This is a genomic window from Micromonospora zhanjiangensis (genome assembly GCF_042650605.1).
Lineage (GTDB): Bacteria > Actinomycetota > Actinomycetes > Mycobacteriales > Micromonosporaceae > Micromonospora_J > Micromonospora_J zhanjiangensis.
The window spans coordinates 15,155-36,323 of sequence record NZ_JBHSBN010000032.1 but is presented as its reverse complement, the minus strand read 5'-3'; the positions used below and the strand labels follow the sequence as shown (position 1 = coordinate 36,323).

Annotated in this window: 22 protein-coding genes, 1 pseudogene and 1 riboswitch; of the genes and pseudogenes, 16 read left to right on the top strand and 7 right to left on the bottom strand. The window is 72.2% G+C overall.

Features of this window, described 5'->3' with window-relative positions; genetic code table 11:
- Positions 1 to 32: 32 nt before the first annotated feature.
- Together ACFOX0_RS29405 and gcvP are read left to right on the top strand one after the other, a co-directional pair.
- On the top strand, positions 33 to 449 hold the full coding sequence (locus ACFOX0_RS29405; RefSeq protein WP_377552152.1) for a hypothetical protein: 417 nt from the start codon (positions 33 to 35) through the stop codon (positions 447 to 449).
- Positions 450 to 514: 65 nt separating this feature from the next.
- Positions 515 to 615, top strand: a riboswitch (glycine riboswitch).
- Positions 616 to 694: 79 nt separating this feature from the next.
- A complete protein-coding gene (gcvP, locus tag ACFOX0_RS29400; protein WP_377552151.1) occupies positions 695 to 3,565 on the top strand; it encodes an aminomethyl-transferring glycine dehydrogenase in 2,871 nt (956 codons plus the stop codon).
- 95 nt (positions 3,566 to 3,660) lie between these two features.
- On the opposite strand, the gene ACFOX0_RS29395 is transcribed toward gcvP, so the two are convergent.
- On the bottom strand, positions 3,661 to 3,861 hold the full coding sequence (locus ACFOX0_RS29395) for a DUF5999 family protein (RefSeq protein ID WP_377552150.1): 201 nt from the start codon (positions 3,859 to 3,861) through the stop codon (positions 3,661 to 3,663).
- 148 nt (positions 3,862 to 4,009) lie between these two features.
- On the opposite strand from ACFOX0_RS29395, the gene ACFOX0_RS29390 reads away from it, so the two are divergent.
- The 5 genes from ACFOX0_RS29390 to ACFOX0_RS29370 all read left to right on the top strand — a co-directional run bounded on the left by ACFOX0_RS29390 (position 4,010) and on the right by ACFOX0_RS29370 (position 8,416).
- Complete coding sequence (locus ACFOX0_RS29390; protein WP_377552149.1) at positions 4,010 to 5,263, top strand: chorismate-binding protein; 1,254 nt, start codon at positions 4,010 to 4,012, stop codon at positions 5,261 to 5,263.
- Positions 5,260 to 5,781 (top strand): peptide deformylase, encoded by a 522-nt coding sequence (gene def, locus ACFOX0_RS29385; protein WP_377552148.1) that lies wholly within the window; start codon positions 5,260 to 5,262, stop codon positions 5,779 to 5,781. Before ACFOX0_RS29390 ends, def begins: the two co-directional genes overlap by 4 nt.
- Positions 5,782 to 6,025: 244 nt before the next feature.
- Positions 6,026 to 6,676 (top strand): LysE family translocator, encoded by a 651-nt coding sequence (locus ACFOX0_RS29380; RefSeq protein WP_377552146.1) that lies wholly within the window; start codon positions 6,026 to 6,028, stop codon positions 6,674 to 6,676.
- A gap of 140 nt (positions 6,677 to 6,816) precedes the next feature.
- Positions 6,817 to 7,596 carry an endonuclease/exonuclease/phosphatase family protein gene (locus tag ACFOX0_RS29375; RefSeq protein ID WP_377552144.1) on the top strand — a complete coding sequence of 260 codons (780 nt, stop codon included), beginning with the start codon at positions 6,817 to 6,819 and terminating at the stop codon, positions 7,594 to 7,596.
- Between the two features lie 73 nt (positions 7,597 to 7,669).
- Positions 7,670 to 8,416 carry a MerR family transcriptional regulator gene (locus ACFOX0_RS29370; RefSeq protein ID WP_377552143.1) on the top strand — a complete coding sequence of 249 codons (747 nt, stop codon included), beginning with the start codon at positions 7,670 to 7,672 and terminating at the stop codon, positions 8,414 to 8,416.
- Between the two features lie 146 nt (positions 8,417 to 8,562).
- On the opposite strand, the gene ACFOX0_RS29365 is transcribed toward ACFOX0_RS29370, so the two are convergent.
- Positions 8,563 to 9,534 (bottom strand): aldo/keto reductase, encoded by a 972-nt coding sequence (locus ACFOX0_RS29365; RefSeq protein WP_377552141.1) that lies wholly within the window; start codon positions 9,532 to 9,534, stop codon positions 8,563 to 8,565.
- Positions 9,535 to 9,670: 136 nt separating this feature from the next.
- On the opposite strand from ACFOX0_RS29365, the gene ACFOX0_RS29360 reads away from it, so the two are divergent.
- From ACFOX0_RS29360 to ACFOX0_RS29345, 4 genes are all read left to right on the top strand, one after another.
- Complete coding sequence (locus ACFOX0_RS29360) at positions 9,671 to 10,012, top strand: PadR family transcriptional regulator (protein ID WP_377552139.1); 342 nt, start codon at positions 9,671 to 9,673, stop codon at positions 10,010 to 10,012.
- Between the two features lie 50 nt (positions 10,013 to 10,062).
- Entirely contained in the window at positions 10,063 to 11,136 is a 1,074-nt protein-coding gene (locus tag ACFOX0_RS29355) for a hypothetical protein (protein ID WP_377552138.1), read from the top strand.
- Positions 11,137 to 11,179: 43 nt separating this feature from the next.
- Positions 11,180 to 11,593 carry a dihydrofolate reductase family protein gene (locus tag ACFOX0_RS29350; RefSeq protein WP_377552136.1) on the top strand — a complete coding sequence of 138 codons (414 nt, stop codon included), beginning with the start codon at positions 11,180 to 11,182 and terminating at the stop codon, positions 11,591 to 11,593.
- A gap of 72 nt (positions 11,594 to 11,665) precedes the next feature.
- The gene (locus ACFOX0_RS29345) at positions 11,666 to 12,151 is read left to right on the top strand and encodes a DUF6194 family protein (protein ID WP_377552134.1); all 486 of its coding nucleotides are present in this window, start codon (positions 11,666 to 11,668) and stop codon (positions 12,149 to 12,151) included.
- Between the two features lie 10 nt (positions 12,152 to 12,161).
- On the opposite strand, the gene ACFOX0_RS29340 is transcribed toward ACFOX0_RS29345, so the two are convergent.
- The 3 genes from ACFOX0_RS29340 to ACFOX0_RS29330 form a co-directional block, all read right to left on the bottom strand.
- Complete coding sequence (locus tag ACFOX0_RS29340; protein ID WP_377552132.1) at positions 12,162 to 13,139, bottom strand: NAD-dependent epimerase/dehydratase family protein; 978 nt, start codon at positions 13,137 to 13,139, stop codon at positions 12,162 to 12,164.
- Positions 13,140 to 13,221: 82 nt separating this feature from the next.
- Positions 13,222 to 13,905 (bottom strand): response regulator transcription factor, encoded by a 684-nt coding sequence (locus ACFOX0_RS29335; protein WP_377552130.1) that lies wholly within the window; start codon positions 13,903 to 13,905, stop codon positions 13,222 to 13,224.
- Positions 13,902 to 15,122 (bottom strand): sensor histidine kinase, encoded by a 1,221-nt coding sequence (locus ACFOX0_RS29330; RefSeq protein ID WP_377552128.1) that lies wholly within the window; start codon positions 15,120 to 15,122, stop codon positions 13,902 to 13,904. Before ACFOX0_RS29330 ends, ACFOX0_RS29335 begins: the two co-directional genes overlap by 4 nt.
- A 198-nt stretch (positions 15,123 to 15,320) precedes the next feature.
- Between ACFOX0_RS29330 and ACFOX0_RS29325 the strand changes: the two genes are divergently transcribed.
- On the top strand, positions 15,321 to 15,659 hold the full coding sequence (locus ACFOX0_RS29325; protein WP_377552126.1) for a DUF6223 family protein: 339 nt from the start codon (positions 15,321 to 15,323) through the stop codon (positions 15,657 to 15,659).
- Between the two features lie 354 nt (positions 15,660 to 16,013).
- Here the strand turns inward: ACFOX0_RS29325 and ACFOX0_RS29320 are convergent, their stop codons facing one another.
- Together ACFOX0_RS29320 and ACFOX0_RS29315 are read right to left on the bottom strand one after the other, a co-directional pair.
- Positions 16,014 to 16,433, bottom strand: coding sequence for a hypothetical protein (locus tag ACFOX0_RS29320; RefSeq protein WP_377552125.1), 420 nt, complete (start codon positions 16,431 to 16,433; stop codon positions 16,014 to 16,016).
- A 94-nt stretch (positions 16,434 to 16,527) separates the two neighbouring features.
- Entirely contained in the window at positions 16,528 to 17,520 is a 993-nt protein-coding gene (locus tag ACFOX0_RS29315) for a tyrosine-type recombinase/integrase (RefSeq protein ID WP_377552123.1), read from the bottom strand.
- A 1,043-nt stretch (positions 17,521 to 18,563) separates the two neighbouring features.
- On the opposite strand from ACFOX0_RS29315, the pseudogene ACFOX0_RS29310 reads away from it, so the two are divergent.
- The 4 genes and pseudogenes from ACFOX0_RS29310 to ACFOX0_RS29295 form a co-directional block, all read left to right on the top strand.
- Positions 18,564 to 19,548, top strand: a pseudogene (locus ACFOX0_RS29310) (IS630 family transposase); the annotation flags it as partial.
- 269 nt (positions 19,549 to 19,817) lie between these two features.
- On the top strand, positions 19,818 to 20,057 hold the full coding sequence (locus ACFOX0_RS29305; RefSeq protein WP_377552122.1) for a hypothetical protein: 240 nt from the start codon (positions 19,818 to 19,820) through the stop codon (positions 20,055 to 20,057).
- A gap of 133 nt (positions 20,058 to 20,190) precedes the next feature.
- Positions 20,191 to 20,520, top strand: a complete 330-nt coding sequence (locus ACFOX0_RS29300; protein ID WP_377552121.1) for an ArsR family transcriptional regulator — start codon at positions 20,191 to 20,193, stop codon at positions 20,518 to 20,520.
- On the top strand, positions 20,517 to 21,125 hold the full coding sequence (locus tag ACFOX0_RS29295; protein WP_377552120.1) for a hypothetical protein: 609 nt from the start codon (positions 20,517 to 20,519) through the stop codon (positions 21,123 to 21,125). The genes ACFOX0_RS29300 and ACFOX0_RS29295 overlap by 4 nt, the downstream gene beginning before the upstream one ends.
- Positions 21,126 to 21,169: the final 44 nt, after the last annotated feature.

Below are 21,169 nucleotides of genomic sequence, written 5' to 3'. Positions count from 1 at the left end.
CATGACGAGATGTCAGGGTTACCTTGACGGGCATGAGTGAGCTGTTGACCCACGCCCTGACCGTCGACGTCGCGGCCGCGACCGCCGCCGCCGTGGCGGCCGCCGTCGACGAGGCCAGTCAGCAGGCCGACCGGTTGCTCGGTGGCCGTCCGGTCCCGGGTTCCGCGCGGTGGACCGCCGAGGACGGCACCCCGACCGCCGCCGACCGGGAGGTGGCCGCCCAGGTCGTCCGGCTGCGCATCGAACTGGCCGCCGGCCTGGACCCGATCGGCAGCCTGGTTGGCCTGCGCCGATGGGGGGTGACCTGGGAGGTGATCGCCAAGGCGGCCGGCGTCAGCCGGCAGGCCGCGCACGAGCGCTGGGGTCGGCGGGTGACCGCCGTGCTCGACCGGTACGGCACCGGTGACCTCGGCGGTCCGGTCGCCGACGACGAGTCCGACCTGCGCTGACCCCTCCGGACGGCCCGGGCCGTGACCCGGCCCGGGATGATCCTGGTAGCGTTGGCCGTGCCGGTACCACCCACGCGGGAGAGATCAACCCGGACTGCGGTCCGGGCGGCGCCGAAGGGGCAACTCCTCCCCGGAACCTCTCAGGCAAAAGGACCGCGTGGGCAGGCACTCTGGAACATCCGCCGCCGTCGGGGGCGTGACAGAGGGGGAGGCCGATCCGTCGACCTCGCCCCGGGGAGCACCCGATGACCACAGACCAGTTCACCGACCGTCACATCGGTCCGGGCCCGGACGACGAACGGCGGATGCTGGAGACCGTCGGCTACGGCTCGGTCGACGAGCTGATGGACGCCGCGATCCCCGAGGTGATCCGCTGGCACGGCACGCTCGACCTGCCGCCGGCCGCCACCGAGGAACAGGCGATCGCCGAGCTGCGCGGCTTCGCCGGCCGCAACCGGGTCGCCGTGTCGATGATCGGCCTGGGCTACCACGGCACCCACACGCCGGCCGTGATCCGCCGCAACGTACTGGAGAACCCGGCCTGGTACACCGCCTACACCCCGTACCAGCCGGAGATCAGCCAGGGCCGGCTGGAGGCGTTGCTGAACTTCCAGACCATGGTCACCGACCTGACCGGGCTGGCCACCGCCAACGCCTCGATGCTGGACGAGGGGACCGCCGCAGCCGAGGCGATGACCCTCGCCCGCCGCGCCAGCAAGGTCACGAGCCCGGTGTACGTGGTGGACGCCGACACCCTGCCGCAGACCGTCTCGGTCATCGCCACCCGCGCCGAGCCGCTCGGCATCGAGGTGCGGGTCCTGGATTTGACCGTCGAGCCGTTGCCGGGGGAGTTCTTCGGGCTGCATCTGCAGTACCCGGGCGCGAGCGGGGCGGTCCGTGACCAGGGCGCGCTGATCGAGGCCGCGCACGCCGCCGGTGCCCTGGTCACCGTCGCCGCGGACCTGCTCGCGTTGACCCTGCTGCGGCCGCCGGGTCAGGTCGGCGCCGACATCGCCGTCGGCACCACCCAGCGCTTCGGCGTACCGATGGGGTTCGGCGGTCCACACGCCGGTTACCTGGCGGTCCGCGACGGCCTGGAGCGGATGCTGCCCGGCCGGCTGGTCGGGGTGTCCCGGGACGCCGACGGCAATCCCGCCTACCGGCTGGCCCTGCAGACCCGCGAGCAGCACATCCGTCGGGAGAAGGCGACCAGCAACATCTGCACCGCGCAGGTGCTGCTCGCCGTGATGGCCGGCATGTACGCCGTCTACCACGGCCCGGCGGGGTTGCGGGCCATCGCCGAACGGGTGGCCACCCGGGCCGCCACCCTGGCCCACCTGCTGCGCGAGCTGGATGTCGAGGTGGTGCACGGGGAGTTCTTCGACACCCTGCTGGTGCGGCTGCCGGGCCGCGCCGCCGAGGTGGTGGCCGCCGCCGCCGACCGGGGGATCAACCTGCGGCTGGTCGACGCCGACCGGGTCGGCCTCGCCTGCGACGAGACCACCACCCGGGAGCACCTGTGGACGGTGCGGGAGGCGTTCGCGGGCGTGCTGGGCGCGGCCGCCGCCACCGCCCCGCGCTGGCCGGCCGTCGAGGAGGCCGCCGGCTCCGGTCTGCCGGCGGCGCTGCGCCGCGACGGCGACTACCTGACCCATCCGGTGTTCCGGACCCACCACTCCGAGACGGCGATGCTGCGCTACCTGCGCCGGCTGGCCGACCAGGACTACGCCCTGGACCGGGGCATGATCCCGCTGGGGTCGTGCACGATGAAGCTCAACGCCACCACCGAGATGGAACCGGTGAGCTGGCCGGAGTTCGCCGACATCCACCCGTTCGCGCCGGCCGACCAGACCACCGGTTACCGGGACCTGATCGCCTCGCTGGAGGGATGGCTGGCCGAGGTGACCGGCTACGACGCGGTCAGCGTGCAGCCCAACGCCGGCTCGCAGGGCGAACTGGCCGGGCTGCTGGCGATCCGCGCCTACCACCGGGACCGGGGCGAGGCGCACCGGGACGTGTGCCTGATCCCGTCCTCGGCGCACGGCACCAACGCGGCCAGTGCCGTGATGGCCGGGATGCGGGTGGTGGTGGTCGGGTGCGACCCGGACGGCAACGTCGACCTGGTCGACCTGGACCGCAGAATCGACAAGCACCGGGACGACCTCGCCGCGATCATGGTGACCTACCCGTCCACCCACGGCGTCTACGAGACCGGGATCGCGTCGCTGTGCGCCAAGGTGCACGAGGCCGGCGGGCAGGTCTACGTCGACGGGGCCAACCTCAACGCGCTGCTCGGGTTCGCCAAGCCGGGCATGTTCGGCGCCGACGTGTCGCACCTGAACCTGCACAAGACCTTCTGCATCCCGCACGGCGGTGGCGGTCCGGGCGTCGGCCCGGTGGCGGTCCGGGCGCACCTGGCCCCGTTCCTGCCGGCCGATCCGCTGCCGGCGGCGGACGGGGCCGCCACGACCGGTCGGCCGGCCATCTCGGCGGCCCGGCACGGCTCGGCCGGCATCCTGCCGATCCCGTGGGCCTACCTGAGGATGATGGGCCCGGCCGGGCTGACCCGGGCCACCGGTGTCGCGGTGCTGGCCGCCAACTACGTCGCGGCGCGGCTGCGCGAGCACTACCCGGTCCTGTACGCCGGGAACAAGGGCCTGGTCGCGCACGAGTGCATCCTCGACCTGCGCCCGTTGACCAGAACGACCGGCGTCAGCGTCGACGACGTGGCGAAGCGTTTGATCGACTACGGGTTCCACGCGCCCACCATGTCGTTCCCGGTGGCCGGCACCCTGATGGTCGAACCGACCGAGAGCGAGGACCTGGCGGAACTGGACCGGTTCTGCGACGCGATGATCGCCATCCGGGAGGAGATCGAGCAGGTCGGCGCGGGCCGGTGGTCGGCGGCGGACAGTCCGCTGCGCAACGCCCCGCACACCGCGGCGATGGTGTCCGCCGACGAGTGGGACCGGCCCTATCCGCGGTCGGTCGCGGCCTACCCGGGACGGGTCGACCGAATGGCGAAGTACTGGCCCCCGGTACGGCGGGTCGACGGTGCGTACGGTGACCGCAACCTGGTCTGCGCGTGTCCGCCGCCGGAGGCGTTCGAGGGCTGACCGGGCGCCGCCGCGGCGGGACGGGACGGAACGGGACGGGTCGGACTCGCCGGGAGCCCGGTCCGTCACCGGTTCGGTTACTGAGCGTTTCGGTCCTACGCGACCAGGGCGTGTCGGGCCGGGCCGCGGTGCGGCGCTACCGTGGTGCCGTCGGGAAGCAGTTCACCGGTGTCCTCGAAAACGATGACACCATTGCAGAGCAGGCTCCATCCCTGCTCACGGAAGCAGGCGATGACCCGGGCGGCTTCCCGGTCGGTCGCCTCGGCGGAGGGACAGGTGGGTTGGTGCTGACACATCGGGGCTCTCCGGACTGTGGGGGCGCTGTGTCATGGTTCACATGACCAGTGACGCACAGTACCAAGCGAAACTGAACTCCATCGAGCACCTACCCGACTCACTCCTGCAGAATCGGCCGTTCGGTTGAGGCGAGATCGACAAACAGTTATGGAAACGCTCCCAAGGGTGGCTGACGCCCCGCCGGCGACTACTCTCCGTTGTCGTCGGGGACGGACCGAGCGGGACCGGCTCGAATGGCGGATATCCGACGGCGGGGATCCGGCCGGCCTGATCGAGGAGTTCCTCGCCGGGCACGGACTGCCGGTGGCCGACCTGACCCGACCGGCCGACGCCGAGCACCACGACACCGACGGCGGGGTCTGCGGGGCGGCGCTGTTCGTCTCGGCCGCGGCCGGCAACCTGCTCGCCGGCGCCGGGGCCGGGCCCCCGTCGCCCACGGTGGGGGTGCCGGACCTGGTGGCGGTCGTCTACGCGCACGCCCCGGCCGCGCCGTCGCCTCCCACGCCGGCCGGTGCGGGCTGGTGGCCGGCGCCCGACGCCCCGGCGCGCTGGTGGCTCGGCCCGTGGCGGCCCAGTTGGACCCCGGCCGGGCACGCCGCCGCGGTGCGCTCGGCCCGGGCGGCCATCGGCCGGGGCGACGTCTACCAGGTCAACGTCGTGGGGCACGCCAGCGCCCCGTACGCCGGCGATCCCCGCCCGGCCCTGGCCCGGTTGGCCGGCCTGCCGGGAGCCCGCTACGGCGGCCTGCTGACCGGCGACGGCTGGGCGATCGGCTGCGCCTCGCCGGAGACCCTGGTCGAGGTCGTCGGCGGTCGGGCGCTGACCCGACCGATCAAGGGAACCCGACCGGCCACCGCGGCGGGCCGCCGCGACCTGCTGGCCTCGGCCAAGGAGCGCGCCGAACACATCATGATCGTCGACCTGGAACGCAACGACCTGGCCCGGATCGCCCGTACCGGCTCGGTCCGGGTGGACGAGCTGTACGCGGTGCGCCGCTGGTGCGACCTGTGGCAGGCGGAGTCGACGGTCTCCGCCGTCCTGGCCGACGGAACCGGGCTGGCCGACCTGCTGCGCGCGGTCTGCCCCGGCGGCTCGGTCACCGGGGCACCCAAGCTCGCCGCGGTGGCCCGGATCGCCGCCCTGGAACCGGTCGGCCGGGGGATCAGCATGGGCGCGCTGGGCTGGGTCGGCCCGGACCGCGTCGACCTGGGGCTGACCATCCGTACCGCGGTGGCCGACACCGACCGGATGCACCTGTGGGCCGGCGGCGGGATCACCTGGGGCAGCGAACCGGACGCGGAGGTGGACGAGGCGGCCGCCAAGGCGGCACCGTTGCGGCGGGCCCTCGCCGGTGTCCCGGCCGCCTCGTCCGGTAACGAACGGATAGCCTTTCAGCCATGACGATGCGGCCCATCCGGGTGATCGGCGACCCGGTCCTGCGCACCCCCGCCGAACCCGTCACCAGTTTCGACGCCGAGCTGCGGCGGCTGGTGGCGGATCTGATGGACACCCTGCTCGGCGCCCCGGGCCGGGCCGGTGTCGCCGCCCCGCAGATCGGCGTGGGTGCCCGGGTGTTCGTCTACGACGCCGACGGGCACCGGGGTCACCTGGTCAACCCGGTGCTGGAGCTGTCCGAGCAGACCGAGATTGACGACGAGGGCTGCCTGTCCATCCCCGGGCTGTACTTCCCGACGCCCCGGGCCCGGCACGCCACCGCCCGCGGCGTCGACCAGCACGGCGAACCGCTGACCGTCACCGGCAGCGGGTTCCTGGCCCGCGCCCTGCAGCACGAGACCGACCACCTCGACGGCCGGCTGTACGTCGACACGCTGCGCGGCGACGCGCGCCGGCAGGCGCTGCGGGAGATCCGCGCCGGTCGGTTCGCCGCCCCCGGCCGCGGCCCGTCACCCGCCGGCTGAGCCACCGGCGAGGGCGGTGACTGACCACACCACCCCGGTCGTCGCCGGCGACCCGGGTCGGCGGCGACGACCGACCCGTCCGGCGCGCGACCCCCACCACTAACGTCCTAGGACGTTCTACGCGATGTGCCCACCACCACAGCCACGACCGCGAAACCGGCCACCGACACCACCCGACCCGCCGGCCTAGATTCACGACGACGGCCCCACCCGGGTACGGCCGCCGACGACGGGGGAGTGGCACATGGTCAGCGTCAGTGCCGTACTGGGGATCGCGCTGGTGGCCCTCGGCCTGGTCCTCACGCCGGGGCCGAACATGGTCTATCTGGTGTCCCGGTCGGTGACCCAGGGCCGGCGGGCCGGTCTGGTCTCGCTGGCCGGGGTGGCGGTCGGGTTCCTCTGCTACCTGGTCGCCGCGGTCGCCGGCATCAGCACCGTCTTCGCCCTCGTCCCCGCCGCCTACACGGTGATCAAGCTGGCCGGCGCCGGATACCTGCTGTGGCTGGCCTGGCAGGCGGTCCGTCCCGGCGGCGGGTCGGTGTTCGCGCCGGGACCGCTGCCGGCGGACCGGCCCCGCCGGTTGTTCACCATGGGCCTGGTGACGAACCTGCTCAATCCCAAGATCGCCGTGTTGTACGTGTCGCTGCTGCCGCAGTTCGTCGACCCGACGCGCGGCCACCTGGCCACCCAGAGCCTGCTGCTGGGCGGCACGCAGATCGTCATCGCGTTGACGGTGAACGCGCTGATCGTGCTGAGCGCCGGCGCGATCACCGCGTTCCTGGCCCGCCGTCCGGTCTGGTTACGGGTGCAGCGGTACGTGATGGGCAGCGTGCTGGCGGGGTTGGCGGTGCGGATCGCCGCCGACCGTTCGCGGGCGGCCGCCGTCACCACCTGACGGGAGTCCCCGGTCAGCGCCGGCGCGCGCGGCGCAGCCACATGCCGGCCGCGCCGACGGCGACGAACAGCAGGACGGAGCAGCAGAACGCCTTGAAGATCACCGGGTCACTGTGTCACATCGGCCGTAGGGTGTCAGTCGTGCGCCTGGTGACGTTCAACCTCCTGCACGGCCGCTCACCGGCCGACGGTCTGGTCGACGGTGGCCGGTTGGCCGAGGCGGTGGCCGCCCTGGACGCCGACGTGTTGGCGTTGCAGGAGGTCGACCGGGACCAGTCGCGCAGCGGGCATTTGGACCTGACGGCGATCGCCGCCCGGGCGTTGGGTGCCCCGGCGCACCAGTTCGCCGCCGCCGTGGTCGGTACGCCCGGCGAGCGGTTCCGGCCGTTGACGCACGACGACGACGGGCACGGCGAACCCTGCTACGGGGTGGGTCTGGTGAGCCGTTACCCGGCGTTGTCGTGGCGGGTGACCCGGTTGCCGGCCGCGCCGGTGCGGTCGCCGGTGTACGTGCCGGGACCGGGTGGCGGGTTGATCCTGCTGCGGGACGAGCCGCGGGTGGTGCTGGCGGCGGTGCTGGACACGCCGTACGGGCCGGTGACGGCGGCGGCGACGCACCTGTCGTTCGTGCCGGGGTGGAACGCGCGGCAGTTGCGGCAGGTGGTGCGGGCGTTGCGGGGGCTGCCGGCGCCGCGGATCCTGTTGGGGGACCTGAACCTGCCCGCCGGGGTGGCGCGGCTGGTGTCGCGGTGGCAGCCGCTGGGCCGGCAGCCGACGTATCCGGCGGGCGCGCCGCGGGTGCAGTTGGATCACGTGCTGGTCGATCCGCGGGGCGGGCGGTCGTTGCCGCCGGTGACGGCGGTGCGGACGCCGGTGTCGTCGATCTCGGATCACCGTCCGCTGGTGGTGGAACTCGGCTGACGGCTTGACCTTGACGTTACGTCAACTTCTACCGTGGTTTCCGCAGGTGGAGGTGACCGCGGGGAGCGTCGGGGTGGAGTGGTCGATTCAGCAGTTGGCCCGGGTGGCCGGGACGACCAGCCGTACCCTGCGCCACTACGCGGCGGTGGGTCTGCTGGCGCCGAGCCGCACGGGCCGTAACGGCTACCGGTACTACGACGAGGAGTGCCTGGTCCGGTTGCAGCGGATCCTGCTGTTGCGCGAGTTGGGGCTGGGGTTGCCGGCGATCGGGCAGGTGCTGGCGGGGCAGCGGGACACCGGTGCCGCGTTGCGGGCCCATCTGCGCTGGTTGGAGCAGGAGCAGCAGCGCCTGGGCCGGCAGATCGAGTCGGTCCGGACCACGTTGCGCAAGACGGAGGACGGTGAACGGTTGACAGCGGAAGAGGTATTCGGGGGGTTCGACCACACCCGGTACGAGCAGGAGGTGACCGAGCGGTGGGGTCGGGAGGCGTACGAGCGGGGTGACCGGTGGTGGCGGTCACTCAGCGACGAGCAGAAGCGGGAGTTCCAGCAGCGGCAGCTGGACATCGCGGCGGACTACGGTGCCGCCCTCGCGGCGGGTGAGCCGGCGGACGGCGCGGTGGCGCAGGCGATCACCCAGCGGCACCACGACTGGTTGTCGATCACGACGCCGAACCCGGGCCGGGAGTATTTCATCGGGCTGGGGGAGATGTACGTGGCGGACGAGCGGTTCACGGCGAACTACGACCGGCACGGTGCCGGTACGGCGCGGTTCGTCCGGGACGCGATGCGGGTGTACGCCGAGCGTCATCTCGGCTGAGAACGTGGGCAGGTCCGGCGGACCTGCCCACGTTCGTGCCGCCGGGTTTCGGAAGGGTCACGGCCTGCCGGTGGCCACGGCCAGGAGCAGGGATGACCGCCGGGCGGCGCGGGTGGGTGTGCGGCCGTCCGGCGGTGTGGCCGGGGTCAGTAGCGGGTGCCGGCGGCCGCGGGCAGGGCGTCCAGGTCGGCCAGGTCCTCGGGGGTGAGGTGGAGTTCGGCCGCGGCGGCGTTCTCCTCGAGCCGGGTCCGCCGCCGGGTGCCGGGGATGGGTACGACGTGGTCGCCCTGGGCGAGGGTCCAGGCGAGCGCGACCTGTCCGGCGGTGGCGCCGTGCCGGGCGGCGACGGTCTCGACGGCGTCGACGATGGCCAGGTTGGCGGCCCGGTTGGCGGCCTGGAAGCGGGGTAGCCGGCCGCGGAAGTCGCCAGCGGTGAAGGTGGTGTCCCGGTAGCGGCCGGTGAGGAAGCCGCGGCCGAGCGGGGAGAACGGCACGAACGCGGCGTCGTTGCGGGCGCACCAGGCGAGGCTGGTGGTCAGGTGGTCGCGGGTCCACAGGGACAGTTCGGACTGCACGGCCTTGATCGGGTGGACGGCCTGGGCCCGGTCGAGTTGGTCGAGACTGAATTCGGAGACGCCGATGGCGCGCGTCTTGCCGGCGGTGACCATGTCGGCCATGGCGCCGATGCTGTCCTCGACGGGTACGTCCGGGTCGGGCCGGTGTAGGTAGTACAGGTCGACGTGGTCGACGCCGAGGCGGCGCAGCGACGCGTCGATGGCCTGGCGCAGGTGTTCGGGTCGGCCGTTCTGCACGACCGGGCGGCTGGTGTCGCCGGCAACGCCCGTGACGACGTTGCCGCCCTTGGTGGCGAGCAGTACCTCGTCGCGGCGTCCGGCGATGGCCTTGCCGACGACTTCCTCGTTGGTGTGGGGGCCGTACATGTCGGCGGTGTCGAGGAAGGTGACGCCGAGGTCGAGGGCGCGGCCGATCACCCGGTCGGGGTGTTCCGCGTCGGTGTCGTCGCTGTAGGCCCAGGTCATGCCCATGCAGCCGAGCCCGATCGCGCCGACGACGGGTCCGTCGGTCCACAGTTGGCGGGTGGGAATGCGTCGGGTCATCGGTTCCTCCTGCGGTGCCGCCCGCGCGGGTGGCGGGCGGCCGGGTTCGTCGGGTGTCCGGTTCGACCGTACGGCTTGCAGTGCGCTCGAACGCAACTCGCTTGCCTATAGTACGATCAACTGTATATTGGTCGGCATGGCGAGCATGCGGCGACCGAGTTTTCTGATCCTCTCGGCGCTCGCCGCGGGCCCGCTGCACGGGTACGCGGTGATCAAGGAGGTGGCGCGGTTGTCTGCCGACACCGTGCACCTCGCCGCCGGCACCCTGTACGCGGCGCTCGACCGACTCGTCGGCGAGGGTCTCGTTGAGGTCGACCGTGAGGAAACCGTCGACGGCAGGCTCCGCCGGTACTACCGACTCACCGGTCCGGGCGCCTCCGCGCTGGCCGTCGAGGCCGAGCAGATGCACCGCGACGCGTTGACGGCCACCCAGCGGCTGCGCGGTTCCGGACCCGCCGCCGCCCCCAGTCCTGCCTGACCGTACCGGGGTATCGCCTCGGCCGATCCAGACCACCGAAGGGACCCCACATGCCCGACGGCATCCGCACCGAACTCCTGGCCCGCAGGTACCGTCGGTGGCTGTTGGCCTACCCGCGGACGTACCGCCGCGAACGCGGCCCGGAGATCCTCGCGACGCTGCTCGACACCACCGGTCCCGACCGCTCGCGGCCGGCCGCCCGCGAGGTCGCCCTGCTGCTGCGGCACGGCCTCGGCCGACGCGTCGCCGAGTTCGGGCGCCGGGCGTTCGTCGTCGCCGCATTCGCCGCCGTGCTCGGCGGGCTGTGCGGCATCGCGCTCGGCTCCTGGCTGGCGTGGCGGAACGTGGACCCGCTGGCACCCGACAGGACCACAGCGGCCAGCCTCGCGCGCACGGTCCTGCCCGGTCCCGTCAACGGCAAAGTCGACTACTACGGACGGCACACCTTCTGGAACCCGAACAGCAACAACAGCCTGCGCGGTGGCACCGGCCTACGGGCCGGCAGGGCCACGGTCGACGGCACCATACCCCCGGGCGCCGGCTACGAGCAGATCGCCGCCGCGGTACAGGAGCGGATGCGCGCACAGGGCTGGCACGACGTGCACACCACGGTCCACCGGTACGGGCCGAACAGCTCACCTCAGGCACAGGCCGAGGTCACCGGCACCCGTGCCGGGTATCTCGCCGCGGTGCAGGTCGTTCCGGGCGACGGCCTCAACCCCGCCGTCCTGAGTGTCGACCTGATGTGGGCCGAGCCGCCCGGCCACCTGCGCGACACCGTCCTCGGCGGACTCGCCGGTGCCCTGCTCGGTGCCCTGTTCGGGCTGTTCACCTCGAGACGGATGCGCCGCCACGGCCCGGGCATGCAGCGGACGTACTCGGGGCTCTGCCTGGCCACGCTGCTGATGCTCGCCCCGGCCTGCCTGGGCAACATCCCCACCTCGACCGGCTCCTGGCTGGCCAACACCCATCGCAACGGCACGGGTCCCTCGGTGTACTGGGGCGGCTTCGTGTTCTTCGGGGCCGAGCCGCTCGCCATCCTGTCCGTGGTACCGATCCTGGCGATCCTCGTCTGCTGCGTCTGGCCACGCTCCGCGACCGCCCGTACTCTCACCACGGCATAAGGGCGGCCACAGCGCGTCGTACCGCGACTTTCTTGTTGGTCGCGTGTGTACGTCGGTCCTCACCGGTGCGTACGAGTGGGTGTTGACGCGCGAGCGGCTGCTCGACGAGCCGGACAAGTGGCGCGGCTGGTACGGCGACCGGCCGGCCTGGGTGTTCACCCACCGGGACCTGCCGGCGACCCCGGGTGCCCGGTTGACGTTCGTGTCGGGTGCGGTGCGGCCGGTGCACGAGGCGATGGTGGCGGCCGCCGGCGGCCGCAACGTGTGGCTGTTCGGCGCGTTCGCCGACGAGGGGCTGCTGGACGAGATCATCCTCGGGGTGGCGCCGGTGACCCTGGGCGGTGGCGCGCCGCTGCTGCCGCGCCGGTTGCCGGCGTCGCGGCTGCGGTTGACCTCCGCCGAGCAGGTCGGCCAGTTCGCCCACCTGCGGTACGCCGTCGCCGCACCACCCGGTTGAGAGTTTTCCCGCCACAGCCCCGGGTTCGCCGACAAAAGTCTCCACAGCATCTTCAATGACACGCTTGAAGGCATGAACATCGACGAGTTGACCCGGTACGTGCGGGACACCCTCCCCGGGGTGCACACCGACGTCGGCGGTGGTGACCTGTTCTTCAGCTACGACCCGGACCGGGACCTGCCCCCGCAGCGGCGGTTGCCGTTCGCCACGATCGTCACCGGCGACCACTACGACACCGTGTCGGCGCTGGACGCGAGCCCCGGCAGCTACCGGGTGAACATCGGCCTGCCGAAGGCCGACTACCTGGCGGTGTTCGGCCCGCCACCGACCGAACGCGACGGCGACGGGACCCTGCTGACCGGGTACGACCACACGGCCCGGGACACCCTGCTGCCGCACCCGGTCTACGCCGCCCAGTACTGGGTGTGCGTCGTCGACCCGGGGGAGCGCACCGACGCGACGGTGCGCCGGCTACTCGCCGACGCCCACCGGTTCGCGGTGCGCAAGCACACCAACCGGCTCACCCGGCGGCCGCCCCGAACCGACGGGCGCGGCTAGCGCCGCCCGTTCAGGACGCCAGCAGCGCCCGCTCCACCTCGGGCGCCAACCCCACCGCCGGCCGGTCCGGCCGCTGCGGCGCCGACCCACCCAGACTGCGCAACCACCGCCACGTGTCGGCAACGGTTTCCGCCACCGGCCGGCACCGCAGCCCCGCCGCCACCGCCCGGGACACGTCGGCGGTGTACGTCGAGTCGTACAACTCGCCCGGCGGCAGCCAGATCGGCAGCTGCGTCCACGGCTCGACCCCGGCCGCGAGGATCCGCGCCGGGTCCGTCCACCGCAGCCGCGCGTCCGACCCGGTCACCCGCGCGCACGCCTCGAGCAGCTCCCGCATCGTCGCGTGCCCGGCCGGGCCCACCACGTTGTACGGGCCGGACAACCCGTCCCGCGCCGCCGCCACCGTCCAGTCGGCCAGGTCCCGCACGTCGACGTACTGCAACCCCGACTCCGGTGGCCCCGGCGCCAGCACCCGACCACCCCGGGCGATCCGGGTCAGCCACCACGGCAACCGGCCCACGTTCTCCCACGGCCCCAGGATCAACCCCGCCCGTACCAGCAGCGCCCGGTCCCCGAACACCTCCCGCACCGCCAGCTCTCCACCGCGCTTGGCCCGCGGATAGTCCACCACCGGCCCGTCGTCGGCGCGACCGTCCACCACCGGCGCGTCCTCCGCCGCCCCCACCGCCGCCGGGTACGCGTACACCGACCGGCTCGACACGTACGCGTACCGGCCGGCCAACGCCCGGGCCCCGTCCCGCACCACCACCGGCGCACCGGACCAGGTGTCCACCACCGCGTCCCAGTCGCCCCCGGCCAACCCGGACAGCCCGTCCGCCACGGTGCGGTCCCCGAACACCACCGACACCCCGGGCGGCGCGGCGTGCCGGCCCCGGTGCAGCACCGTCACCCGCCACCCGACCGCCAACGCCGAGGCGACCACGGCCCGCCCCACATACTGCGTCCCACCCAGCACCAGCAATTTCATGCCGACGATCCTGCCCGGCACGCGCCGCCACCGACGAACGTGACTGCTGACAGCAGAACGCCACCGCCGCCGGCGGGCCCGGCTAGGGAACCACCAGGCCCGTCTGGTAGGCGATGACCACCAGCTGCACCCGGTCCCGGGCGCCCAGCTTCGCCATCACATGACTGACATGCGTACGGGCCGTGGCCGGGCTGAGGAACAACGCCGCACCGATCTCGTCGTTGCGCATCCCCCGACCCACCAACGTCAGCACCTCCCGCTCCCGCTTCGTCAGACCCGCCAGCCGCTGCTCGGCGTCCTCCTGCGCCACCCGCCGCTCGGTGAACTGGCCGATGAGCCGACGCGTCACCCGCGGCGCCAGCAACGCCTCCCCGGCCGCCACCACCCGCACCGCGTGCAACAACTCCGCCGGACCGGCGTCCTTGAGCAGAAACCCGCTGGCACCGGCCCGCAGACCCGCGAACACGTACGCGTCGGTGTCGTACGTGGTCAGGATCAGCACCCGCACCCGCTCACACCCGGGCAGGGAAGCGATCCGCCGGGTCGCCTCGATACCGTCCATCACCGGCATCCGGATGTCCATCAACACCACGTCCGGCCGCACCACGGGCACCTGCCGCACCGCCTCGACCCCGGTGGTCGCCTCGCCCACCACCACCACGCCGTCCTCGGTGTCCAGCAACAGCCGGAACCCCGACCGCACCAACTGCTCGTCGTCGACCAACAGCACCCGCACCGGCGACCCACCGCCCGCGGCCACGGTCATCCGGTCACCGACCCGGTCGGGGCCAGCGGCAGCCGCGCCGTCACCGCGAACCCCCCACCGGGCAGCGGACCCGCGTCCAGCTGCCCACCCAACAGCGCACAACGCTCCCGCATCCCGACGATCCCACGACCCGGACCGAACCCGTCCACCACCGCGCCGGCACCGCCCGTACCGGTGCGGGCACCCTCGTCCGCCACCCGCACCGCCACCGCGTCACCCCCGAACCGCACCGCCACCGTCACCCGCGTCGGCCCGACATGACGGATCACGTTCGTAATCGACTCCTGCAGGATCCGGTACACCGCACCCCCCACCGCACTCGGCACCGACGGCGGCGACGACGTCACCGACACGTCCACCTCCAGACCCGCCGCCCGCGCCTTCGCCGCCAACTCGTCCACCTGCCCCAGACCCGGGTACGGCACCGGACCGTCGTCGTCGTCCCGCAGCACCCCCAGAATCGCCCGCATCTCCCGCAACGCCCGCGAACTGGTCCGCTCGATGACCTGCAACGCCTCCCGCGCCCGCTCCGGCCGCCGGTCCAGCACATGCGCGGTCACCCCCGACTGCACGTTGATGATCGCGATCGCGTGCGCCACCGTGTCGTGCACCTCCCGCGCGATCCGCAACCGCTCGGCGTCCACCCGGGCCCGCGCCTCCCGCTCCCGGTCCCGCTCGGCCGCCTCCGCACGCGCCAACGCCTGCGCCGCGATCACCCGCCTGGACCGCACACTCTCACCGACCGCCGCGCTCATCACCGACGCGCCCACCCGGAAGAACACCCAACCGATCGCGGCCCGCGGCTGCACGTCGGCGCCGGCGACCAGCCAGCACACCGCCAAAACCGCGATCCCCGCACCCGCCACCACCAACCGACGGCGGCCGTCACCCAGGGCCGTCAGGGTGTAGAGCGCCACGAACAGACCGAGCCAACCGGGCCCGTCCGGGAAATCGAACGCGTAGTACAGCGCACTGGCCGACCCGCTCACCACGAACACCGCGACCGGCCACCGACGGCGCACCACCACCACCGCGCCACCGACCACCAGCAGCACGTACCCCAGGTGCCCCAAATCCGCCAACGGACGCAGCACCACATCCGGTTCCCCGGCGACCCGGGAAACCGTGCCCTGGACCTGCATCACGGTGACGAACACCGCCAGCAGCAGATCCCACGCCCAGGCCGGCAGCCGCACCGCCGACAACCGGTCCACCATGGCGCGATCATAGGGCCGCCCGACCGCCCCGCGACTCCCACCACGGGCGCGACCACCTCCGTCGAACAGCGCGACCGACACACCCCCGACTACGCCCGCGGACGTACCCGCCGCCGCCCGGCGGCCGACGACACCCCCGCCGCCGAGACGCGACGATCGTCGGTGTCCGACCCCGGACCCCGACCGAAGGGAAACCCGATGCCCGTCCCGCACCTGAGCGCCGCGCACCTGCTCGCCGCCGGCGGTTACCAACTCGGCCACGGACGACTCGTCCCCAGCGTCTTCGCCGTCCTGGGGCTGCTCAGCGTCGTCGTCGGCGCCCTGGCCCTGACCCGCCGCACCACCCGCCGCGGATGGACCGCCGCGGCCGCCGTGGCCGGACTGGTCAGCGCCGCCGCCGGTGGCCTGCACGCGGCCAACGCCGCCGGTGGACTCGGCACCGGCCACGGCCTCGCCGGCGCCGTCGTGGCCGTGGCCCTGGGACTGATCGGCGCCGTCATCGCCGGACTGGCCCTGACCCGCGCCCGCCGTCCCTGACCGGCGGTCCGCCCCTGGTGCGACGACGTTCCGTCCGCACCAGGGGCGGCTACCGGAATGCGGGCCAGTGCTCCGGCCTTCAGGCCGGGGGTGAAGGCCCGCGCTGGGAGGGCCGCGAAGGCCCGAGCGTGCTGTTGACCGTGGTACGGTCGGAACGGATCCGGGTGATAACCAAGCCGGGGTCCAAGTACGAAACGTCGCCGCAGGGCTTGCGGAGACGGAAAACGCCTGTGGAGCGTGGGTAGGACCGAGACTTGTCCCGGCACCGCGCGGTGAAGCAGGAACCCGCCCGGACCCTGCGCGTTCCACGCGCAGGGTGGAGGGGATTCCCGCCATTGATGGCGGTGGAGGAAGTCAAGGCTGCCCGACGTCCAACACGCTCCACCCGGCCGGCAGCACCGCCGCCACCCGCGCCGGTCGCGCCGTCGCGTAATGCGCCTGATGCACGATCGCCGACCGGACCGCGTGCCCCACCGCGAGATCACCACCCGCCGCCCGGCCCAACGCACCCACCTGACGTGCCTCCTCCGCCGCGACGGTCGGATCCGCACCCAACGGCAACACCCGCACCGTCGGCGCCGACACCAACAACATCAGCAACGCGGCGCCCACCTCGCCCGCCGCCAGGTGCGCCGCCGTCAGACACCCCGCCGGAACACCCACCAGGCGACGCTCCTCGGCCACCTCGGCGATCAGCTCACCGACCGCGACCCGGCCGTCCACGTACGCCGACAAGGCCGACGCGTCCAGCACCACCGCCACCTCGTCGGTCACGCCAACCCGTCCAGCAGCCGCCGCCCGGCGTCCACCGCCTCCGCCGCGACCGGCCGGGACAGCCGCTCCCGCCGGTAGCACCACGGTAGTACCGTCAGCCGGCCAACACCCGACCCAACGACCGGTTCGTCCGGTTCGACCGCACCGCCGCCCGCTGCTGACCCGCCGTCACCTCGATGTAGTTCTGACTCGTCCCCAGACTCGCATGCCCCAACAACCGCATGATCTCCGCCGCGCTCGCCCCGTCCTCGGCCAACCGCGTCGCGAACGTGTGCCGCAACGCGTGCAACCGCGCCCCCGCCGGCACCCGATCGGTGATCCCCGCCCGCCGATAACACGAATCCACCAGATACTGCAGCCCACCCCGCCGCAACGGCTCACCCCGCCGATCCACGAACAACACCGACTCCCCAGCCACCGACCGCGCCCCGAACCGCCGCCGCCGACTGTCCAGATAGCCCGCCAGCACCGCGTCCAACTCCGGCTCCACCGGCACGAACCGCGGCCGGCCACCCTTGCCCGCCACCGCCACCCGCCGCTCACCGGGCCGACCCGCCACCGAATCCACCCGCAACGCCAGCAACTCCGACAGCCGCAGCCCGGCGCACAGCGCCAACGCCAGGACCGCCAGGTCCCGCTCCGGCCACGGGTCCCGCTGCGGCCGGACGTCCCGGGCCACCGCGTCCAGCAGCCGCTCCGGGGTGTCCTCACCGCGCAGCGGCTTGGGCGACGGCAGCGGCGGGTTCGGCTTGCCCACCGCCGGCATCGGATTGCCCGCGACCACCCCGTCGGCCACCAGGAACCGGAAGAAGCTGTTCCACGTCGACCAGGCCCGGTAGACCGAGGCGACGGCGCGCGGTCCGGCGAACGCCGCGAACGCCGTCCGCAGCGACCGGGCCGTCAGCGCGGTGATCGGCAGGTCGGCCAGGGGGAGGGGAGTGGTCGGGTCCTCGGCGACGAGTCGGAGGATCGCGGTCAGATCCCGCCGGTAGGCCTGCAGCGTGTGCGGGGAGGGCTTGCGGATGGCCAACGCGGCGAGGAACTGCTCGACCAACTCCGAGACCGTTTCATCCTTTTTGTGCTGCATAAGGAATATTATGCATGATTTTCGTATCCGAGGACAGGGGAGTCTCCCAGGGAAAGGCCGTCGCGGCCGCGCGGAGACGACGGGGCACGCGAGTTGTGACGCGGCCGAGTCGCCGAGAACCCGGGGTAGGGGTCCGTCGGGTCCGTGAACGACGCCAGCTCGACCTGCCGAACGGTCGGCGGGAGAACGGGAGCGCCGCCCTCGGTGTGCACGCCGTCCGACGGCCAGTTGTATCCGTCTGCGCGGAAGGGCGCCCGCGCCGTCACGCACCTGCCACGGCCTCGTGGTGTGTCGGGTGCGCGGCCACGCCGACGCGCCCGCGCACCGCGGCCCGGATGTGAGGTCGGCCGTCCCGGGCGCGGCCGGTGACACTCCGGGCCGGGTCCTGCGGCGTCGATCGGTCCGGGCTCGGGGAGGTCCCCGACCGGCGGGACCGAAGTTCAGGTTGACATAATGTACATTATCGAACCTTCAGGAGGCCCGCTCGCCGAGGCGTGATCCGCGGGCAGGTCGGACAGTGTCAGTTCTCATCCATCCTGAGCCATTCGCAATAACTCGAGCCATCTCCTCAGGTTTCTCAAGGAGTTGAGCCAGCTGGCGCTTTGGCTGGCGTCGATCACCGTCGCCGGGTTCCGCGGCGTCGGCCCAGAGCGCACCCTCGACATCGAACCCGGTCCGCCGCCGCGCTGAGCGGCGAGGCCGACCTGGATCGCGGTGCTCGCCGGTGGGCCGACCACGCCGGTACTGCGGCCCTTTCGGGTCTGAAGCAGTTACTGGTGCCTCTCGCGCCTGCTGCGGTGGGCGGGATGGTATTGGATCGGCTGTCGGCTTGCGTGAAGCCATCCGCTGCGGTCGCTGTGGGGTCGGCGTGGCAGGGCCACCGGTTGGAATGGTGGCTATATGCGGCTAACCCCTCCCCTAAGCGGGTTGCCGGAAGTTCTGTCCGTAACTCGCCCGAGTTGATGTTGATACCAACGTGAAGACCTCGCCGGGTGTTGGATCGAGTTACCACACAAGATCAGCCCGACGAGGTCCTCGCCAGTATGCGCCCCGTGCACGTGTACGCCAACCTGTCCGACGAGCAGTACCACCTGGTCGTCGATGCCCTGCACCGGCAGTGGCGGGTCGCCACCCGCGCGGTGATGATCCTGCTGTCCGCCGGTGGGATGCCCGCCAGCGAGATCGGCGCCCTGTTGCATTACGACCCGGCCACCGTCCGCCGGTGGATCAGCCGCCACGACCTGGAAGGACTCGATGGGCTGCCCGACCGGCTCCGCTCCGGCCGGCCTCGGCTGGGTAGCCCTGGTCTGGGTGCCCGTATCCGTACCCTGCTGGGCACGCCGAAGGCGTGGACCACCGCCCGGATCTGGCGGGCGTTGGGCCGTCCACCGTTGAGTCTGCGTACCGTCTACCGCCGTGTCCGTGAGCAGGCCCGCTGGTGCCGGCCTCGCCTGGTCGCCAAGAGCGACCCCGACCGAGACGGGATCTGCGCCGGCATCCGCGCACAGATCGAGGCCCTGCCCGCCGGGGCCGTTGTCCTCGCCGAGGACTCACCTCGACCTGCTCGCCCGAGTGCGTGCATGTTGGATGCCCCGAGGGATCCGCCACCGCGTCCTGACCCCCGGCACCAACCTGCGTCGCACTCTGCACGGCGCGGTCAACCTGGCTACCGGAGCCTGGCACCATCACGTGTCGGTCAAGAACGTGTCCGTGGTGTTCTGCTATTTCCTCGACACCCTGCTGGCCGCCTATCCCGAGGCCCCGATCGTGGCGGTGATCTGCGATAACGGCACCACTCACCACAGTGGCATCACCAGACGATGGCTGGCCGAACATCCCCGCCTCATGTTGATCGAGGGAGCCCGCTACAGCCCTCAGGACAACCCGGTCGAACGGATGTGGGCCGCGCTGAAGCGACACATCACGAACACCGCCCCCGCCACCATGCCCGACAGGGTCCGACAGGCCCACGCCTTCTTCCGCAACCGCACCCCCGACCAGAACCTCATCACCACCGCACCCTGGACCCGCTCCAGCTCTTCCACATTCCGGTGTTCCACGATGCGTGCAGACTTGCCCCGCCTGCTCCGCTCGACGTGATACTCCTCGTCGCCCACGTCTCTGTTTAGGAATGCCGCGACCGGGCAGGTGCGCCCGAGCAGCGATGGACACACCGTCCAGGTGGCATGAACCACCTGGTTGCGTTCCTTCCAGACCCGGTTCGCTTCCGTGAGCGCTGCGTCGATGCGAGGTAGCGCGGCGTCGTTGCAGCGCCTGGTCGCGTAGACCGGCTCCTGTTGAAACCGCACGGCCATGCTGTGCAGCCAATCCCAGGACTGACCCATGAGCAGGACATCAACGTCGTTGCTCAAACCTCCCAGGATCCCGACGCACTCGCGCATCACCTCCTCCAGGAGCCCGCCGTGCCGAACGACCTTGCCGATGAAGTCGTCAAGCGGGTTCGGGAAAGCGAGCTTCATCGACAGGAAGTCGATGCTCTGCGGCTCGTCTGCCGCTTCATCACCCATGCCCGCTGATCCTGCCAACACTCGCCATGCTGATGAAGACCATCGGCGCGGGTTTATCCGATCAGGCGCTCGGGCCGAGTGGGTCATCGCCGCCGGCTAGCGCGCTATTGATTCGTGATTCGCGATTCACTATCGTTCGGGGATGCCGATTGAACGGGTGCGTCGCCTGTCCTCGGCGGTGTTCGGGCATCGGTACCGGCTGGAGTTGTTGGCGGCGCTGGTGACGGCGGGAGACAAGGGCATCTGCGTCACGACATTGGCTGCCAAGGGCCGGGCCGCGACCAGCGTGTTCTACCCGCCGTTGAAGGTGCTGAGGGCAGCGGGGCTGGTTCGCCGGGCCGCGCGCACGGGTGATCGGCACGTGTACTACGCGGCGACGGATGACGCGGCATGGACGGGGATCCGCCGGATGGTGCAGGATCTCGGGTTAGGAGCCGACGATCATGACGAGGCGGGTGTGGTGAAGCCGTGAGTCCTGCCGCCACCGTGGTCCGCTTCTCAGGTTTCGTTCCGCAGGCCGCCACCCGTGAGGTCACCGTCGGGCGAGTGGAGATTTTCGGTGTTCGGGCGTGGCTGGCCTTCCGACGGGACCGGGCGGAACTGGCGCGTCGTGGCGGCGGGCCGGCGATCTGCGGTCTCGATCAGCTTGACGCGTTGATGAACTTGCCGGCCGGTCTGCCGGTGCCGGTCGCGTCGGTTCCCGCCGGCGATCGTCGACTGTTGCGGCGGCTGCCGGCTGGGTCGCTGGACTGGTCTGGCGCCTCGGTCACGCGGCGGGTGGTGCCACCGCTGGTGCCGTTGTTGGCGATGGTGCGTGCGCGGACGTGGTCCGCTGGTCTGAGGGCAGCCTCGCGTTTCGGTGCCTACTGCCCGCGGTTGATGATGGTGCCGGCGTTGCCGGTCGACGCCGAGCACGCGCTGGCGCAGGCGTCTTTCTATGGCGTCGGTGTCGCGGTGACCGACCGCGGGCAGCCTCGCATCGTGTTGGAGTCCGAGCCGCTGGCGGATTGGCAGCCGACACCGGCTTGGTGGTGGTTCGCCGAGGAGGTCTACCGTCAGGTGCAGCCGGCGCCCTGAACGATCACCCGCAGCTCAGGTGGTGGCCGTTTGCTCGACCGGCC

Bases quoted from the DNA above. Each gene is read 5' to 3' on its own strand.
- ACFOX0_RS29405 (WP_377552152.1), top strand. From the start codon at position 33: ATGAGTGAGCTGTTGACCCACGCCCTGACCGTCGACGTCGCGGCCGCG.
- gcvP (WP_377552151.1), top strand. From the start codon at position 695: ATGACCACAGACCAGTTCACCGACCGTCACATCGGTCCGGGCCCGGAC.
- ACFOX0_RS29395 (WP_377552150.1), bottom strand. From the start codon at position 3,861: ATGTGTCAGCACCAACCCACCTGTCCCTCCGCCGAGGCGACCGACCGG.
- ACFOX0_RS29390 (WP_377552149.1), top strand. From the start codon at position 4,010: ATGGAAACGCTCCCAAGGGTGGCTGACGCCCCGCCGGCGACTACTCTC.
- def (WP_377552148.1), top strand. From the start codon at position 5,260: ATGACGATGCGGCCCATCCGGGTGATCGGCGACCCGGTCCTGCGCACC.
- ACFOX0_RS29380 (WP_377552146.1), top strand. From the start codon at position 6,026: ATGGTCAGCGTCAGTGCCGTACTGGGGATCGCGCTGGTGGCCCTCGGC.
- ACFOX0_RS29365 (WP_377552141.1), bottom strand. From the start codon at position 9,534: ATGACCCGACGCATTCCCACCCGCCAACTGTGGACCGACGGACCCGTC.
- ACFOX0_RS29360 (WP_377552139.1), top strand. From the start codon at position 9,671: ATGGCGAGCATGCGGCGACCGAGTTTTCTGATCCTCTCGGCGCTCGCC.
- ACFOX0_RS29355 (WP_377552138.1), top strand. From the start codon at position 10,063: ATGCCCGACGGCATCCGCACCGAACTCCTGGCCCGCAGGTACCGTCGG.
- ACFOX0_RS29345 (WP_377552134.1), top strand. From the start codon at position 11,666: ATGAACATCGACGAGTTGACCCGGTACGTGCGGGACACCCTCCCCGGG.
- ACFOX0_RS29340 (WP_377552132.1), bottom strand. From the start codon at position 13,139: ATGAAATTGCTGGTGCTGGGTGGGACGCAGTATGTGGGGCGGGCCGTG.
- ACFOX0_RS29335 (WP_377552130.1), bottom strand. From the start codon at position 13,905: ATGACCGTGGCCGCGGGCGGTGGGTCGCCGGTGCGGGTGCTGTTGGTC.
- ACFOX0_RS29330 (WP_377552128.1), bottom strand. From the start codon at position 15,122: ATGGTGGACCGGTTGTCGGCGGTGCGGCTGCCGGCCTGGGCGTGGGAT.
- ACFOX0_RS29325 (WP_377552126.1), top strand. From the start codon at position 15,321: ATGCCCGTCCCGCACCTGAGCGCCGCGCACCTGCTCGCCGCCGGCGGT.
- ACFOX0_RS29315 (WP_377552123.1), bottom strand. From the start codon at position 17,520: ATGCAGCACAAAAAGGATGAAACGGTCTCGGAGTTGGTCGAGCAGTTC.
- ACFOX0_RS29300 (WP_377552121.1), top strand. From the start codon at position 20,191: ATGCCGATTGAACGGGTGCGTCGCCTGTCCTCGGCGGTGTTCGGGCAT.